13 protein-coding genes are annotated in these 16,448 nt (G+C 63.5%); all 13 read right to left on the bottom strand.

Annotated features, from left to right (window positions below; translation table 11 throughout):
• Window positions 1-81: 81 nt before the first annotated feature.
• Window positions 82-1,749 (bottom strand): DNA repair protein RecN, encoded by a 1,668-nt coding sequence (recN, locus tag QQL76_RS05035; protein WP_499206642.1) that lies wholly within the window; start codon window positions 1,747-1,749, stop codon window positions 82-84.
• Window positions 1,750-1,840: 91 nt separating this feature from the next.
• Complete coding sequence (locus tag QQL76_RS05030; RefSeq protein ID WP_404864238.1) at window positions 1,841-2,713, bottom strand: outer membrane protein assembly factor BamD; 873 nt, start codon at window positions 2,711-2,713, stop codon at window positions 1,841-1,843.
• A gap of 140 nt (window positions 2,714-2,853) precedes the next feature.
• Window positions 2,854-3,807 carry a UDP-3-O-acyl-N-acetylglucosamine deacetylase gene (gene lpxC, locus QQL76_RS05025; RefSeq protein WP_499206641.1) on the bottom strand — a complete coding sequence of 318 codons (954 nt, stop codon included), beginning with the start codon at window positions 3,805-3,807 and terminating at the stop codon, window positions 2,854-2,856.
• A 274-nt stretch (window positions 3,808-4,081) separates the two neighbouring features.
• A complete protein-coding gene (gene ftsZ, locus QQL76_RS05020) occupies window positions 4,082-5,776 on the bottom strand; it encodes a cell division protein FtsZ (RefSeq protein ID WP_499206640.1) in 1,695 nt (564 codons plus the stop codon).
• A 53-nt stretch (window positions 5,777-5,829) separates the two neighbouring features.
• A complete protein-coding gene (gene ftsA / locus QQL76_RS05015; protein WP_499206639.1) occupies window positions 5,830-7,155 on the bottom strand; it encodes a cell division protein FtsA in 1,326 nt (441 codons plus the stop codon).
• Window positions 7,152-8,078, bottom strand: coding sequence for a cell division protein FtsQ/DivIB (locus tag QQL76_RS05010; protein ID WP_499206638.1), 927 nt, complete (start codon window positions 8,076-8,078; stop codon window positions 7,152-7,154). Before QQL76_RS05010 ends, ftsA begins: the two co-directional genes overlap by 4 nt.
• Complete coding sequence (locus QQL76_RS05005; protein ID WP_126009444.1) at window positions 8,066-8,992, bottom strand: D-alanine--D-alanine ligase; 927 nt, start codon at window positions 8,990-8,992, stop codon at window positions 8,066-8,068. Before QQL76_RS05005 ends, QQL76_RS05010 begins: the two co-directional genes overlap by 13 nt.
• Before the next feature lie 237 nt (window positions 8,993-9,229).
• Window positions 9,230-10,204: a UDP-N-acetylmuramate dehydrogenase gene (murB, locus tag QQL76_RS05000; protein ID WP_499206637.1), complete on the bottom strand. Its 975-nt coding sequence runs from the start codon at window positions 10,202-10,204 to the stop codon at window positions 9,230-9,232.
• Window positions 10,201-11,613, bottom strand: coding sequence for a UDP-N-acetylmuramate--L-alanine ligase (murC, locus tag QQL76_RS04995; RefSeq protein ID WP_499206636.1), 1,413 nt, complete (start codon window positions 11,611-11,613; stop codon window positions 10,201-10,203). Before murC ends, murB begins: the two co-directional genes overlap by 4 nt.
• A complete protein-coding gene (murG, locus tag QQL76_RS04990; protein WP_499206635.1) occupies window positions 11,610-12,728 on the bottom strand; it encodes a UDP-N-acetylglucosamine--N-acetylmuramyl-(pentapeptide) pyrophosphoryl-undecaprenol N-acetylglucosamine transferase in 1,119 nt (372 codons plus the stop codon). Before murG ends, murC begins: the two co-directional genes overlap by 4 nt.
• A gap of 23 nt (window positions 12,729-12,751) precedes the next feature.
• A complete protein-coding gene (ftsW, locus tag QQL76_RS04985) occupies window positions 12,752-13,909 on the bottom strand; it encodes an FtsW/RodA/SpoVE family cell cycle protein (RefSeq protein ID WP_499206634.1) in 1,158 nt (385 codons plus the stop codon).
• 1 nt (window position 13,910) lies between these two features.
• Window positions 13,911-15,323 carry a Mur ligase family protein gene (gene murD, locus QQL76_RS04980; protein ID WP_499206633.1) on the bottom strand — a complete coding sequence of 471 codons (1,413 nt, stop codon included), beginning with the start codon at window positions 15,321-15,323 and terminating at the stop codon, window positions 13,911-13,913.
• A gap of 3 nt (window positions 15,324-15,326) precedes the next feature.
• Window positions 15,327-16,430, bottom strand: a complete 1,104-nt coding sequence (gene mraY, locus QQL76_RS04975) for a phospho-N-acetylmuramoyl-pentapeptide-transferase (protein ID WP_404864230.1) — start codon at window positions 16,428-16,430, stop codon at window positions 15,327-15,329.
• Window positions 16,431-16,448: the final 18 nt, after the last annotated feature.

The raw sequence follows: 16,448 nt of genomic DNA, 5'->3' as shown, positions 1-16,448 counted from the left end.
GCTGGCGCTCCAGTGACTGGTCTAAACGCCCATTCCATATGGCAGGTCAGGCCGCGAAAACAGCCCTCACCGGCTCAAGCCTCAGGCGTTTTCCGACAGCAGGCGTGCTGCCGCCGCCCGCGCCTCGGTCGTCACGGTCGCACCGGCCAACATGCGGGCAATCTCTTCCTGGCGGCCATCGGCGTCAATTTCGGTGACGCGCGTCGCGATGGCGTTGGAATCGTTCGGCCCTTTGGCGATCAGAAGATGCGTCGAGGCGCGTGCGGCCACCTGCGGCGCGTGCGTCACCGAAAGCACCTGCACCTGACCCGCCAGCCTCCGCAAACGCTGGCCGATAGCATCGGCGACCGCACCACCCACCCCGGTGTCGATTTCATCGAAGACCAGCGTCGGTGCCGATCCCCGGTCGGCAAGCGCCACCTTCAGCGCAAGCAGGAAGCGGGAGAGCTCGCCACCGGAGGCAACCTTCATGATCGGACCCGCGCGCGTGCCCGGGTTGGTGCGCACCTGGAACTCGACCCGATCGATGCCGTCGGCCGTCGGCTTCTCCGGATCACTGTCGACCTCGATCAGGAATTCTGCGCGTTCGAGTTTCAGGGCCGGCAACTCGGCCATCACGGCAGCCGCGAGGGCCTTAGCCGTGTGGCCACGCTTTTCCGACAATGAGCGTGCTGCCGTGTCGAACAGCGCCCGCGCTTCGACGACCGCCGCTTCCAGATGCTGAAGCTTCTCCTCGCCTGCATCGAGATCGGCGAGATCGTCCATCATGCGCTGGGCGAGCGCCGGCAACTCGGAAACGGGAACGTTGTGCTTGCGGGCTGCAGCACGCAGCGCGAACAGCCGCTCTTCGGTGCGTTCCAGTTCGGCCGGATCGTAGTCCGCCTTCCGCATGGCAGCCTCGATCGCCATCTGAGCCTCGCCAAGGGCTGCAAGCGCCGCATCGAGTGCCAGCACGGTTTCCTCAAGCAGCCCCGGGGCTTCCTGGGACTTGCGCTCGAGCCGCCGCACGAGCGAGCTCAGGAGCGGCACGGGAGACCCCTGCCCCGAAAGCACGTCCTCTGCTTCCTTGATATCGCTGGCAATGCGCTCGGACTTCATCATGTCCGCCCGGCGACCGGCCAGATCGTCCTCTTCACCATCAAGCGGTGACAGCTGATCGAGCTCGGCAAAGGCGGCGCGCAGATAATCCGCTTCACGGGCCGCGGCATCGACCTTGGCGCGATGGATATCGAGCGCCCGGACAGCATCGCGCCATCGGCGATAAAGGCCGGCAAGTGCTTCGGCCTCACCGGTCAGTCCACCAAAGGCATCGAGAAGAAGCCGGTGCCCGTCCGTGTCGATCAAGGCGCGATCATCGTGTTGACCGTGAATTTCGACGAGCAGCCGGCCTATGTCGCGCATGGTGGCGACGCTGGTCGGCTGGTCGTTGACAAAAACCCGCGTGCGGCCATCGGCACTTTGGATGCGCCGCAGGATCAGGTCGCCATCGTCATCGAGACCGTTTTGACGCAGGAGCTGGCGCGCTGGGTGATCCTGCCCGACATCGAAGACGGCCGTCACCTGCCCGCGTTCGGCACCCTGACGCACAAGGCTACCATCGCCGCGGGCACCGAGTGCGAGCGAAAGGGAATCGAGAAGAATGGACTTCCCTGCGCCGGTTTCCCCGGTCAGCACGGACAGGCCGCGCTCGAAGTTCAGGTCGAGCCGCTCGATCAGAACGATATCGCGAATCGACAGCTGTGCCAGCATGAACCTTTGCTCGGGGAGTCGGCAAAAACGGATGAACGATCAGCAGACGAAGAACCCACCAAACCCTTCTTGGGCCGGTGGGTTCCGAAGATCAAGCATCCGGGCCGATGAGGGCTGCGCCGGCACGAGAAATCCAGGAGCCGGTGTTTTCACGCGGCTGCAGCCCGCCGGTCTGCAGCAATGCGTAGGAGTCCGCATACCACTGGCTGTCCGGATAGTTGTGGCCAAGCACTGCAGCAGCCGTCTGCGCTTCGTCGGTCAGGCCAAGTGCGTAATTCGCTTCGACGAGACGGGCGAGCGCTTCCTCGACCTGACGCGTGTTCGGATAGCGCTCAACGACGTTGCGGAAGCGGTTGATGGCGGCGACATATTCGCGACGCTCGAGATAATAGCGGCCGACCTGCATTTCCTTGCCGGCGAGCTGGTCGCGGGCGAAACGAATCTTGGCCTGTGCGTCCTCGACATATTCGGAGTCGGGATAGCGATCGACGACGGCCTGCATGGCCTGAATGGCGCGGGCCGAATCACGCTGATCCTGCGTCACGTCGCGGATCTGGCGGAAATAGGACAGGCCGATGATGTACTGCGCGTAAGCAGCATCTTCGTCGCCCGGATAAAGGCTGAGATAGCGGCTCGCACCATTCACCGCTTCGTCGTAGTCGCCCTGCCGATACTTGACGAAAGCGTTCATGACGAGCGCACGACGGGCAAACTCCGAATAGGGATGCTGGCGATCGATCGCTTCGAACTTGCGCGCAGCCTCTGTCAGCCGGCCGCCCTGCAGGTTCGCCAGGCCCTGGTTGTAGAGAACATCCGGCGGATCGATGTCGCTTGCAAGAGCGGTGATATCGATATCGGGTTCCGTCTGGCAGCCTGCAGCGACGCCCGCGACGGCGACCAGAAGACCAAGCGCCGCGCTTCTCGCAAGCGAGCTCCCGGACTGTTGCCGAACCTTGACTGTCATGCGCGCCAAAACCCTTTCAAGATGTCCAATGCGAACCTTGGCCTTCTAGCGGCATTCGCCGCTGGCCTCAATGCCTGAGCCGGCCCGTAACTGTGCCGATATTGGCGCATTTTTGTGACGGCAGCGATTTGGCGCTACGACTAATGCGCCCATGGAGCAAATGAGGGCGATACCGCAACCAGATCCGCCCTGCGAAAGCGCTGAGCCCCGGCCGACGGCGCTTCGACGATATCGTAGGCGGACAAATCGTCGAGCAGCGCTTTCAGCGCGATCGCGTTCAGCTTGTGCCCGCCGCGATAGGAGCGGAAGCACCCGATGATCGGCGCGCCGGCGAGTGCCAGATCACCGACGGCATCGAGCGTCTTGTGGCGCACGAACTCGTCTGAGTAGCGCAGACCCTCAGCGTTGATGACGCTGTCATCATCGGAGACCACCACGGCATTTTCGAGCGATGCGCCGAGCGCAAAGCCGGCGGCCCAAAGCTTTTCCACGTCGCGCATGAAGCCGAACGTGCGCGAACGAGCGAGTTCGGAGCGGAACACGGCGGCGGTGATGTCCCCTGCCCAAAGCTGACGGCCGATCGCGGCGCTGTCGAAGTCGATCGTGACCTCGTAACGCGTCGTTCCATGCGGCAGGAATTCACCCCAGGAGCCACCCATCTCGACGCGCACGGGCTTGCGCACGCGAATGAAGCGGCGACGTGCCTCAAGCTGGACGATCCCAGCCTCGTCGATGGCTTCGACGAATGCCCGGGCCGAACCGTCCATGATCGGCATTTCGGCGCCGTCGACTTCGATGATGATGTTGTCCACGTCGAGAGCGGCGATGGCTGCCATCACATGCTCGATCGTGCCGATGGTCGCGCCGCTTGCGCTGCCGATGACCGTGCAGAGATCTGTCGCGACGACCTTCGACGACACGGCGCGAATGTCTTCTCGGCGACCGTCGGCAAAGACCCGGCGGAAGATCACACCGCTGTCGATTTCACGCGGGTGAAGACGGACGGTCACTTCGGCCCCACTGTGAACACCGATGCCCGAAAGCGAGACGTGGTGCGCAATGGTAGTCTGGTTGCCGGAAGAAATTGAAATCATAAAATTGCCCGCTGCGTTGTCGCGATCGATCCCTTCGCGGTTCGATCGTCTGTAGTCCCAAGGGCATTCACGCAGTTCGAACGTTCGTCAGCCCCAGCCTCCCGGTGGATGCGGAAGATACGGGCGGGGCTCAGGCCGGCAAAATCACGGATTGTTTCGAAATCTTGCAACCTGCCTTGTCAGAATTCTAACGTAATTTCAATGGCTTGCGAGCTGTTGATCTTTCGGCAGCATCAGAGAAGGATGCTGCCGAAAGGCGATAGTGTGGCGCGACTCAGTTGGCCTGGCGGCGCAGGAAGGCTGGAATTTCCAGCTGATCGTCGTCCTGCGAAACGCGCTTGGCCTGAACCGCGCGGCCCTGGTCATCGAGCTGTCCACGACGCGGCGCGTAGAGGCTCGCCTCCGGCGACAGGCTGCGACGCTCCTCTGCGGCCGGCGCACGGGGCGCTGCACGCGGTGCTTCTTCCTCATCACGACGGCCAAGGCTGTTCGACAGGCGCTTCAGAAGGCCCATCGGGCCACGCTCGTCGGCAGCAGGCTCGGTGCGCGGAGCCTGGCGATGCTCCATCTCCGCCTGAACGACCGGCGGGAAGTCTTCGACCCGCGGCATGCGCGCCGGCTCAACCGGAGCCATCGCCTGCGGAGCCGGAGCCTCGACGGGACGCGGCGTCGGCGGAACATGATAGCCAGCCATCGGACGCGGAGCCGGAGCTTCCGGCTGGGGTGCGTTTGCGAAGAGGCGGCTCTGCGGCACGAAGTCGTCGGCCTGCGCGATCGGCTCGATGCGCAGTTCGCGCTCGATCTCCGCTTCGGCAGACTTCAGCGAGGCTGCAAGCGTCTGCTCGGATACCACTTCGCGAACCGCTGCGGGCTGATGCTGGACCGGCGCAGGGGCAACCGCACGCGGAGCAGCCGGCTGGGCAGCCTGAGGTGCGGCAACCCGCTGGGCGGGACGCACTTCCTGACGCTGCTGTCCGGCCTGACCACCGCCGATTTCGGCTGCAGCCTTGTCGATGCCGGTGGCAACGACCGACACGCGAATGAGGCCTTCGAGTTCTTCGTCGAACGTCGCGCCGAGGATGATGTTGGCATCCGGGTCGACTTCTTCGCGGATGCGGGTCGCTGCTTCGTCCACTTCGAACAGCGTCATGTCACGGCCGCCGGTGATAGAGATCAGCAGCCCTTGAGCGCCCTTCATGGAGGTTTCGTCGAGCAGCGGGTTGGCGATCGCAGCTTCGGCAGCGGCCATTGCGCGGCCTTCGCCGGATGCTTCGCCCGTACCCATCATTGCCTTGCCCATCTCGCGCATCACCGAACGAACGTCGGCGAAGTCGAGGTTGATGAGGCCTTCCTTGACCATCAGGTCGGTGATGCAGGCGACGCCCGAATAGAGTACCTGGTCGGCCATGCCGAAGGCGTCGGCGAACGTCGTCTTCTCGTTGGCGATCCGGAACAGGTTCTGGTTCGGGATGACGATCAGCGTATCGACGCAAGCCTGAAGCTCTTCGATGCCGGCATCGGCAACGCGCATGCGGCGGCCGCCTTCGAAGTGGAACGGTTTGGTGACGACGCCGACGGTCAGAATACCCTTCTGACGGGCAGCCTGCGCGACGACCGGAGCAGCACCGGTGCCGGTGCCGCCGCCCATGCCGGCGGTGACGAAGCACATATGCGTGCCGTTCAGGTGATCGACGATCTCATCGATGCACTCTTCGGCGGCAGCGCGGCCGACTTCCGGACGCGACCCGGCGCCGAGACCTTCGGTGACAGCAACGCCCATCTGGATGATGCGCGTGGCCTTGGTCATCGACAGCGCCTGCGCGTCGGTGTTGGCGACGACGAAATCGACGCCTTCAAGGCCTGCATTGATCATGTTGTTGACGGCATTGCCGCCGCCGCCGCCGACACCGAAAACGGTGATCCGTGGCTTCAGCTCGGTGATGTCCGGCTTCTGCAATTTGATGGTCATGGCACCCGATCCTTTCCGTTTTCGGCCAAACGCCGCTTTGGCCAAAGCCCTGATTAAAAACTCTCTCTAAGCCACCGCCCCATAAGGGCGATCGTACCTGTTCCTTCGCCGACAAAGCCGGCCCTGCCGGAAGCATGGTCTTCGAGACCTGCAACCTGCGGATAGATCATCAGCCCCACTGCGGTGGAGAAGGCCGGACCCTTGGCGGCCGCGGGCAAGCCCGCGACACCCATCGGCCGACCGATGCGGACGTTGCGGGCGAGAATTCGCCTTGCCACGTCCGCCATCCCCGTCAGTTGGCTTGCGCCGCCCGTCAGTACGATGCGCTTGCCGACCGCGCCGCTATGGCCGGATTTCTGCAAACGATCGCGAATCATTTCCAAGGTTTCCTCTACCCGTGCGCGGACAATCTTCACCACTAGAGCACGCGGAACCTGCGTGGGCATGTCGCGCTCATCGTCGCCGATCGGAGGAATGGTGACGACGTCACGGTCGTCTGTGGAGGTGGTAACGGCCGAGCCGTGCACGACCTTCAGCCGTTCTGCATCGTCGACCCGCGTGGAAAGGCCGCGCGCAAGGTCCATCGTCACGTGATGGCCGCCGAGCGCGATGGCATCGACATGCACGAGCCGACCTTCGGAAAACAATGAAATGGTGGTCGTGCCGCCGCCAAGGTCGATCGTGACGCAGCCCATCTCGGCCTCGTCGTCGACCAGCGCGGCGAGCCCGCTGGCATAGGGCGTCGCGACCATGGCCTCGACGGAGAGATGAGCCCGGTTGATGCAGAGCTCCAGATTGCGCAGCGGCGCGCGTTCGGCCGACAGAATGTGCATGTCGACCGACAGACGATCGCCGAACATGCCCGTCGGATCTTCGATGCCGCGCTCGCCATCGAGCGTGAAAAGAGTTGGGAGCGAATGGATGACGCCGCGATCGGCGAGCGCCGATTTCTGCGCTGCCGCCGACAGGACCTTCCGCAGATCGGCGGAATTGACCTCATGCCCGCCGAGATCGATGGAGCCCGAATAAGTGTCGCTCTTCAGCCGGCCCGCCGAAACGTTGACGATCAGCGATTCGACCGTCAGCCCGGCCATGCGCTCAGCCGCGTCGACCGCCAACCGGACGGCGCCCTCTACCGCGTCAAGATCGGCGATTACGCCGGCCTTCATGCCGCGGGACTTCTGGTGGCCGATGCCGACGATTTCGATCCGGTGCGTGCGGCCAGGCAGAAGCTGGCTTTCCGTGCGCGGCGTCAGCCGGCCGATCATGCAGACGACCTTGGACGATCCGATGTCGAGCACCGAGACCGTGGTCGTGCGCTTGGCCGAGAGCGGACGCATGCGCGGGACGCCGAAGGAGCTGGACCCGAAGATGCTCATGTACGCCGCTCCATCGCCTTCAATGCCTTGCTGCGCTCTTCCCACGCTGCCTGCCGGCGCTCGAGCGCATCCGGCGTCAGGCGGATGGCGATGCGGTCGGAGAGCCTCAGATCCACCGCAGCGATGTCGCGCGACAGGATTTCTTCGGTACGGTCGAGTTCGGCGAGCGTCGCCAAGGCTTCCTTGGTGCCGCGCTCGGGCAGCCGAGCTACGATGCCGTTGCGGAAATAGAGGTCCCAGCGGCGCTCCGCGACGCGGACGGCGGCGCGCATGCGACGCTGCAGATCCGGATGCTCGGACAGCATCTTGTCGAAGCCGGCGGCGCCTGAATCGGCGCCGAGCCCAACGAACAGCGGCAGCATGTTGAAGCGCGCATCGTTCATCGGGGTGATGATGTTGCCGTTCCGCTCGATCAGGAACAGGTCCTTGCCGTTCTGCCAGATGCCGAAGGCCTGCCGTTCCTTGACTTCGACCGTCACGCCGTCCGGATAGACCTTGCGGACCTGGGCGTCGCGGACCCAGGGAAGCTCAAGCAGCGCGTTCCGCGCATCAGCCGCATTCATGGCCATGACCGACGTCGCGCCATCCAGGCCGAGCGTCGTCAGAATATCGATTTCGGACGTCTGGATATTGCCCTCGACGGTGACGTTATCGATCGCAAAGCCGAGCGCGGCCGTGCCGTCATTGACGACTGCGGGGCCGTGCCCGCCGACGACGGTGCCATAGACGAGCGTGGAACCGAGGAACACCAGCGCGAGAACCGATCCCAGGTGACGGGGGATCGCAAGTTCTTCAAGCGCAGGCGATTCGAGATAGCGCACTACCCGGCGAAAGGGGCGCGGCAGTACCGGAACGACACGGGCCGACGCAGCCGCAACCGCCGCCGAACTCCTCCACGCACGTTTACCGATCAACGCAAACAAGATGCGTCCTCCACCATCCAAGCCAAGAATTCGCCGAAGTCATGCCCTGCATGCTGGGCGAGTTCGGGCACCAGCGAGGTTGGTGTCATGCCAGGCTGAGTGTTGACCTCCAGCCAGATGACCTCGCCCTCTTCGGAAAATCGGTCGTCGTAACGGAAGTCTGATCGACTGACGCCGCGACACCCGATTGCCCTGTGTGCCTTGAGCGCCAATGTCTGTATTTTTTGGTAAATATTTGGTGAAATTTTTGCGGGGTATTCGTGTTTTGATCCGCCGGGTACGTATTTGGAATCAAAATCATAGAAGGTGTGGCCCTGCGGGATGATTTCGATCACCCCAAGCGCCACATCGCCCATCACGGCGCAGGTCAATTCACGCCCTTCGATGAATCGCTCCACCATGATTCGGTCGCCATATTTCCATTCCGACGAGCCGATGACCTGCGGCGGATGTGTCTGCCCCTCGCGCACGATGACGACCCCGAAGCTCGACCCTTCGTTGACCGGCTTCACCACATAGGGCGGCTTCATCGGATGGTTCGAGCCGATGTCGTGGCGATCCATCACGCGGGATTCGGCAACCGGCACGCCGCCGGCCTTGGCGACCTTCTTGGCCTGATCCTTGTCCATGGCGAGCGCAGAAGCGAGCACGCCGGAATGGGTATAGGGAATCTGCAGATATTCGAGGATGCCCTGGATCGTTCCATCTTCGCCGAACGGCCCATGCAGAGCGTTAAAGACGACGTCGGGCTTCAGCTCATGAAGAACACTGGCGACATTGCGATCGACATCGATGCGGGTCACGCGATAGCCGACGCCTTCGAGCGCATCCGCACAGGCGGCACCCGACGACAGGCTGACCGGTCGCTCCGAGGAGAACCCGCCCATAAGAACGGCCACGTGGCCTTTCGACATACTGATCCCCTCTAATCATCCCTCAAAACACAGGACGCACTGAAACCGCGCGCGACAAGGCAGCCGGCCCCGGACCAGCAAACCTTGGCGACGTCATGCCGCGACTCAGTGACGAATGTGCTTGAACCCAAGGAATCAGAACGGGGATTCCGTGACAACCCCACACGGAGCCCCTTGGAATCACATGTGATTTCAAAGGGGCGTCGGCCGAACCCTCAAGCGGGTGAAATCGAGGACCTACTCGGTCCCGAGAAAGGGCTGTACCACCCGGCCATCGGCGAACTCACCGAGACGGCGGATTTCCCAATGCAGGCGCACGCCGCTCGTTTGCGCAACGCGTGCGCGAACGGTCTCGCCGAGAAATTCCAGGTCGTAGCCGCTCGCCTGCCCCGTATTGATCATGAAGTTGCAATGCATCGGTGACATCTGCGCGCCGCCGATCGTCAGACCACGACAACCTGCCCGGTCGATTTCCTTCCAGGCAGACGAATCAGGCGGGTTCTTGAAGGTCGAGCCGCCGGTTTTCTCACGGATCGGCTGCACCGTTTCTCGGTGATGCTGGACCGCATCCATCTCGGCACGGATCACAGCCTGGTCGGCCGCGTAGCCCTCGAAGATCGCATGGGTGAAGATGAGATCGTCGGCCGCCCCGCTGTGGCGGTAGCTGTAGCCCATGTCGGCGTTGCTCAGCACATGGACATTGCCCTGCCGATCGAGCGCGTGCACTTCGACGACCCGATCCTTGGTTTCCACGCCGTTTGCGCCAGCGTTCATCCGAAGCGCGCCGCCGATGCCGCCGGGGATGCCGTGGTAAAAATGCAGGCCTCCGATAGAGGCATCAAGTGCCGCGGCCGCGACACGCTTGTCCGGCGAAGCTGCACCTGCCTTCAGCCGTGTCTCGCCAACCTGCTCGATGTCGCCGAAGCCCTTTGCGGATAGCCGCACGACGGCGCCGCGAATGCCGCCATCGCGCACCAGAAGGTTCGAGCCGATCCCGACGACCATCAGCGGCACGTCTTCGGGAAGCGCCTTCAGGAACGCGGCAAGATCATCCCGGTCGGCCGGCTGAAACAGAAGATCGGCCGTACCACCGGCCCGAAACCAGGTGATCTTGTCCATCGACGCGTCGGGGGTCACGCGGCCGCGAAGGCCATCAAAGATCGGACCGAGCGTTTCCAGAAGCTTCGCACCGTGCTGGGGATGCTGCATCATGCGTCTCCGGACAATGCTGCAAGCTCACCTCCGAGCGCAGCCGCCCAATAGGTGATGGAGCCCGCGCCAAGGCACACCACGTAATCGCCCTTCGAGGCCGTCGCAGCAACGATGGCTGCCAGTTCGTTCGGCGCCTCGATCAGGCGCACGTCGCGATGACCGCCGGCCTTCATGCGCTGTGCCAGATGGGCGGAATCGATGCCCTCGATCGGCTGCTCACCTGCCGTGTAGACCGGAGCGAGGATGACGGTGTCCGCATCGTTGAAACAGGCGGCGAAATCGTCGAACAGGCTCGCCAGCCGCGTGTAGCGATGCGGCTGGACGATGGCGACGATGCGACCGTCGCAGGCGTCCCGGGCGGCTCTGAGCACCGCCTTGATCTCGACAGGGTGATGCCCGTAATCGTCGAAAATCTCCACGCCCTTCCAGCTGCCCACATGCGTGAAGCGCCGCTTCACGCCGCCAAAGGAACTAAGGCCGGTCTTGATCTGCTCCGGCGTCACACCGAGTTCGATCGCGACGGCGGTCGCCGCCGTGGCATTGGACACATTGTGACGGCCAGGCATCGGAAGACGCAGGTCGCAGATGTCGATCGTCTCGCCGGTCTTGCGGCGGCGGATCAGAACGTCGAACACCGAAACCGGGCCGTCCATGCGGTGGTTGAGGAAGCGCACATCGGCCTGAGGGTTCTCGCCATAGGTGACGACGCGGCGATCTTCGATCTTGCCGACAAGCGACTGCACCTCCGGATGGTCCAGACACATGACGCCGAAGCCATAGAACGGCACGTTCTCGACAAACTGCGCGAAGGCCGCTCGAACCGCATCGAACGAGCCGTAATGATCGAGATGTTCGGGATCGATATTCGTGACCACGGCCACGTCGGCGGGCAGCTTCAGGAACGTGCCATCGCTCTCGTCGGCTTCCACCACCATCCAGTCGCCTGCCCCCATGCGGGCATTGGTGCCATAGGCGTTGATGATGCCGCCATTAATGACGGTCGGGTCGAGATTGCCGGCGTCGAGCAAGGCGGCGACCATGGAGGTCGTCGTGGTCTTGCCATGCGTGCCGCCGATCGCGACCGCGTTGCGGAAGCGCATCAGCTCGGCGAGCATTTCGGCGCGGCGGACGATAGGCAGCAGCTTTTCGCGCGCCGCAACCAGTTCCGGATTGTCCTTCCGGATCGCCGTCGACACCACCAGCACCTCAGCATCGCCGAGATTTTCAGCCGCGTGCCCGACGCTGACCGGGATGCCCTTCTTGCGCAGGCGCTCTACATTCGCGCTTTCCGACTGATCGGAGCCCTGCACGCTGTAGCCAAGCGTATGAAGCGCTTCGGCAATGCCGCTCATGCCAATGCCGCCAATGCCGACGAAATGGACGAGGCCGATGGTCTGCGGCATCTTCATGCGCGGTTTTCCTTGAATTTCCCGATGCTCATGCGGCCCGCAATAGCCTCTGCGAGATCGGCGAGCAAGGCGGCGGCATTCGGCCGGCCGGTCGCCTTGGCGCTGGCAGCCGTGGCCGCAAGCCTGTCAGGCTCGCTCAGGGCACTTGCGATCAGGCCGGTCAGCCGCGGCTGGTCGAGCGCCGATTGCTGGATAACCTCGGCGCCGCCCTTCGCCATGAGGGCCGCCGCGTTGGCGGCCTGGTCATGGTCGAGTGCGTGCGGATACGGCACGAGGATAGCCGGTCGACCGATGACGGCGAGCTCCGACACCGTCGACGCGCCAGAGCGGCTGATGACGAGATGCGCGGCAGCGATCCGCGCCGCCATGTCAGAAAAGAACGGCGACACTTCCGCCGTGATGCCAAGCGCGCGGTAGGCCGCAACGACCCTGTCCGCATCCTCCGCCCGCGCCTGCTGAGTAATCGTCAGCCGTGCGCGCAGATCCGGCGCGAGCTTCTCGATGGCGGCCGGCAGCGCCTCACCGAAGAAGCTGGCGCCCTGGCTGCCGCCGAAAATGACGAGATTGAAGGGCTCACCGGGCCCAGACTGTCGGTATGGCACCTGCGAAGCGTCGATGACGGCGGGGCGGACGGGATTGCCGGTCGTGACGGTTCGCGCCGAATGCAGGCCCTCTTCCGGCAGGAAGCCGCCCGCGATCGCATCGACCCTCGGCGCGAGTAGCCGGTTCGCCCGACCCATCACGGCGTTTTGTTCGTGGAGCAGGGTCGGCGCACCGAGCCGCGTCGCGGCGTAGACCGGCGGCAGCGTCGGATATCCGCCAAAGCCGATCACGGCCGCGGGTTTCAGCCGGTTGATAAGGCGCTTGGCCTCGCCGACGCCCTTGACCAGTGTGATCACCGACTTTGCGACGGCGATCGGGTTGCGCGAACCGATCGTTGCGGAGCGAACCACATGCACCGCATCGGCCGGGAACTGTCCGGCGAACCGCTCGGCGCGGGTGTCGGTCACGAGGTCGACCCGGTGGCCGCGGCGTCTCAGCTCATGAGCCAGCGCCTCGGCCGGAAAAAGATGTCCCCCGGTTCCCCCGGCCGAAAGCAGAAACAGTTTGCTCAAGAAGCGATCCCTTCAGGTCTTTGCTATTCGGCCGGCACGCGGAAGCCGAAATCTCCGAACAGGCTGCGTTCCGACGAGCGCTTTTCCGGCCTGCGCCGCGTCAGCGCCAGAAGAAAGCCGACGGAGATCGCCACCGCGATCATCGACGAGCCGCCGTAGGAGATCAGCGGCAGGGTCATGCCCTTGGCAGGCGCGAGCTCGAGATTGACCGAGATGTTGATCAGCGACTGCAGCCCGATCAGAAGCACGAGGCCGGAGATGGCGAGCCGGGTGAAATCGTCGCGCTCACGGCTGGCATGGCTAAGACCGCGCAGCACGATGAAGGCGAAGATGACGACGAGTGCCATGCAGAAGATGATGCCGAACTCTTCCGCCGCCACCGCGAAGATGAAGTCCGTATGGCTGTCGGGCAGGATCCGCTTGATGGTGCCTTCGCCCGGACCGCGGCCGAACCAGTCGCCGCGGATGATGGCTTCGCGGGCGGTGTCGACCTGATAGGTGTCGCCCTCGCCGGTCAGGAAGCGATCGATACGGCCCTGCACGTGCGGGAATGCCGTGTAGGCGCCCAAAATGCCGCCGACGCCGACGACGCCGAACAGGATGATCCAGAACCAGGGCATGCCGGCCATGAAGAACATGCCGCCCCAGATCGCCGCCACCAGAACGGTCTGTCCAAGGTCGGGCTGGGCGAGCAGCAGGGCCGAGATGATGACGAAGAGGATGATCGCGAAGAGGTTGCCGGGGATTTCTGGCTGACGGCTATGCTCGGAAAAGAGCCACGCACACAGAATGACGAAGGCCGGCTTCATGAACTCCGACGGCTGGATGGAGATACCCGCAAGGGCGATCCAGCGCCGCGAGCCCTTCACTTCCACGCCGATAAAGAGTGCGAGCACCATCAGCAGCGTCGATAGGCCGAAGATGAAGAGTGCCGCCCGTCGAACCTGCCTCGGCGTCAAAAACGACACGCCGATCATCACGACCAGCGTGGGCAGCAAAAATACCGCATGGCGCTTCACGAAATAGAAGCTGTCGAGCCCGATGCGCTCGGCAACGGCCGGGCTGGCGGCGAAAGACAGCATGAATCCGAGCGCCATCAGGAGAACGAACGCGATCAGGAACACGCGGTCGATCGTCCAGAACCAGTCGGCAACAAGTCCCCGTTCCGCTCGGCTTACCATCTCAGTCGCTCTCCTTAGCGAAAGGCACCAGCATCTCGACACCGTCGAGACCAGCTACGGCCGCGACGAACGCATCGCCGCGAACCTCGAAATTCCTGTACTGATCGAAACTTGCGCAAGCCGGGCTGAGCAGCACGACCGGCGCGCCGGCGGTACTCTCAGCAGCGTCGCGCGCGGCATGAGTGACGGCGAGATCGAGCGTGCCCGAGATTTCGTAGGGCACGGCCTCGCCCAGAGTGGCGGCAAAATCGGGCGCGGCCTCACCGATCAGATAGGCCTTGGATATCCGGCTGAAGAACGGCTGCAGTGATGTGATGCCACCCGCCTTCGGCAGGCCGCCCAGAATCCAGTGGATGTCGGTGAAGCTCGACAGCGCTGGCGCCGCCGCATCGGCATTGGTCGCCTTGGAGTCGTTGACGAAGACGACCGCGCCACGGCGGCCGACCGGCTGCATGCGATGCTTGAGGCCTGGGAACGTGCGGATGCCGGCTTCGATTTCTGCCTCGCTCAGGCCGACGGCGAGGCAGGCCGCAATGGCAGCTGCCGTGTTCTGGGCATTGTGGGCGCCCTTCAAGGTCGGGTGACCGGCGAGATCGACAATCGTGCGCTCGCCAGTGCTTCCCGCCTGCACGATGCGGCTCGACTGCGCGAACAGGCCATCGGCCAGCGCGCGCTCCTTCGAAATCCGAACGAGCTTCAAGCCGGACATGCCGATCCGCTCTGCGATGGCAGCAGAGAAATCGTCGTCGACACCGACGATCGCAACGTCGGAACCGGCAACGAGCCGTTTTTTGATCGCCGCGTAATTTTCCATGCTGCCGTGCCGATCGAGATGATCAGGCGACAGGTTGAGAAGGATGCCGGCGGTCGGATCGAGGCTCGGCGCCAGGTCGATCTGATAGGAGGAGCATTCGACGACGAAAAAACGATCCGCCGTGGGCGAGTCGAGCGACAGGACGGCTGTGCCGATATTGCCGCCAAGCTGCGTGTCGCGGCCGCTCGAGGCGAGAATATGTGCGATCAGAGCCGTCGTCGTGGATTTGCCGTTCGTACCGGTGATGGCGATGAAGGGCGCATTCGATTGGCTTGCGCGGCGCTCGCGGCAGAAGATTTCGATGTCGCCGATGATCTCGACCCCCGCCTGGCGGGCAAGGTCCACGCTCCAGTGCGGCTTTGGATGGGTGAGTGGCACGCCGGGCGAGAGCACGAAGGATGCGATCTCAGACCAATCGATCTCGCGCAGATCATGCGTGACGATTCCCTCGTCACGCGCCCGCTGCACCGATTCCGGATTGTCGTCCCACGCGACGAGGTTCGCTCCTCCGGCGACGAGGGCGCGGGCGGTGACGATGCCCGAGCCACCGAGACCGAACAGAGCAAGCTTCCGACCATTGAATGTCTTGGCCGCGATCATGGCTCAGCGCAGCTTCAGCGTTGCAAGGCCGACAAGGGCCAGGATGATGGCGATGATCCAGAAGCGGACCACGACTTGGCTCTCCGTCCAGCCCTTCTTTTCGAAGTGATGGTGTATCGGCGCCATGAGAAAGACGCGCTTGCCGGTGAGCTTGAAGACGCCGACCTGGATCATCACCGACAGCGCCTCCATGACGAAGAGGCCACCGATGATCGCCATGACGATCTCGTGCTTTGTGGCGACGGCAACCGTGCCGATCAATCCGCCAAGCGCGAGCGATCCCGTGTCGCCCATGAAAATGGCGGCGGGCGGCGCGTTGAACCAGAGAAAGCCGAGCCCTGCCCCGATGACGGCGCCGAGCACGACGGCAAGCTCTCCCGTGCCGGGCACGAAATTGATCTGCAGATAGTCTGAAAACAGCGCGTTGCCGGTGAGATACGCGATCACGCCAAAGGCGCCTGCCGCGATCATCACCGGGCCTATGGCAAGACCGTCGAGACCGTCGGTCAGGTTCACCGCGTTGCCGGCGCCCACGATCACGAACGCACCGAAGACGACGAAGAAGAGCCCGAGATCGAGGAAGAAATCCTTGAAGAACGGAAAGGCGAGCGAGGACCCGAAGGTCAGGCTGTCGGCGGCGGTCGATGCAAGCGTCGTGCGCATGATGAAGTAGACCGCGATGCCGGCGATGACGAACTCGATGCCGAGACGCGCCTTGCCCGAGAACCCCATATGGGACTGCTTCGTCACCTTGAGATAGTCGTCGTAAAAGCCGATCGCGCCAAAGCCGATCGTCACGATCAGCGTGACGAGCACGTAGATCGACGACAGGTCCGCCCAAAGCAGCGACGCACCAATGATGCCTGACAAGATCATCAACCCGCCCATGGTGGGCGTGCCGGCTTTCTTGAAGTGCGTTTGCGGACCGTCGGCACGGATCGGCTGGCCGCGACCCTGGCGGATGCGCAACGAGGCGATGATTCGGGGTCCGAACAGGAAGACGATCAGGGCCGAGGTGAAGAGCGATCCACCCGTTCTGAACGTTATGTAGCGGAAAAGATTGAAGACTTGCAGTTCATCCGCCAGTCCTACAAGCCACATCAGCATGGGTGTGTCGTCCTTTGC

Source organism: Rhizobium albus (assembly GCA_030160035.1).
Lineage (GTDB): Bacteria > Pseudomonadota > Alphaproteobacteria > Rhizobiales > Rhizobiaceae > Georhizobium > Georhizobium albus.
Note: the sequence above shows the minus strand (reverse complement) of the source record. Positions and strands in the feature narration are given on the sequence as shown.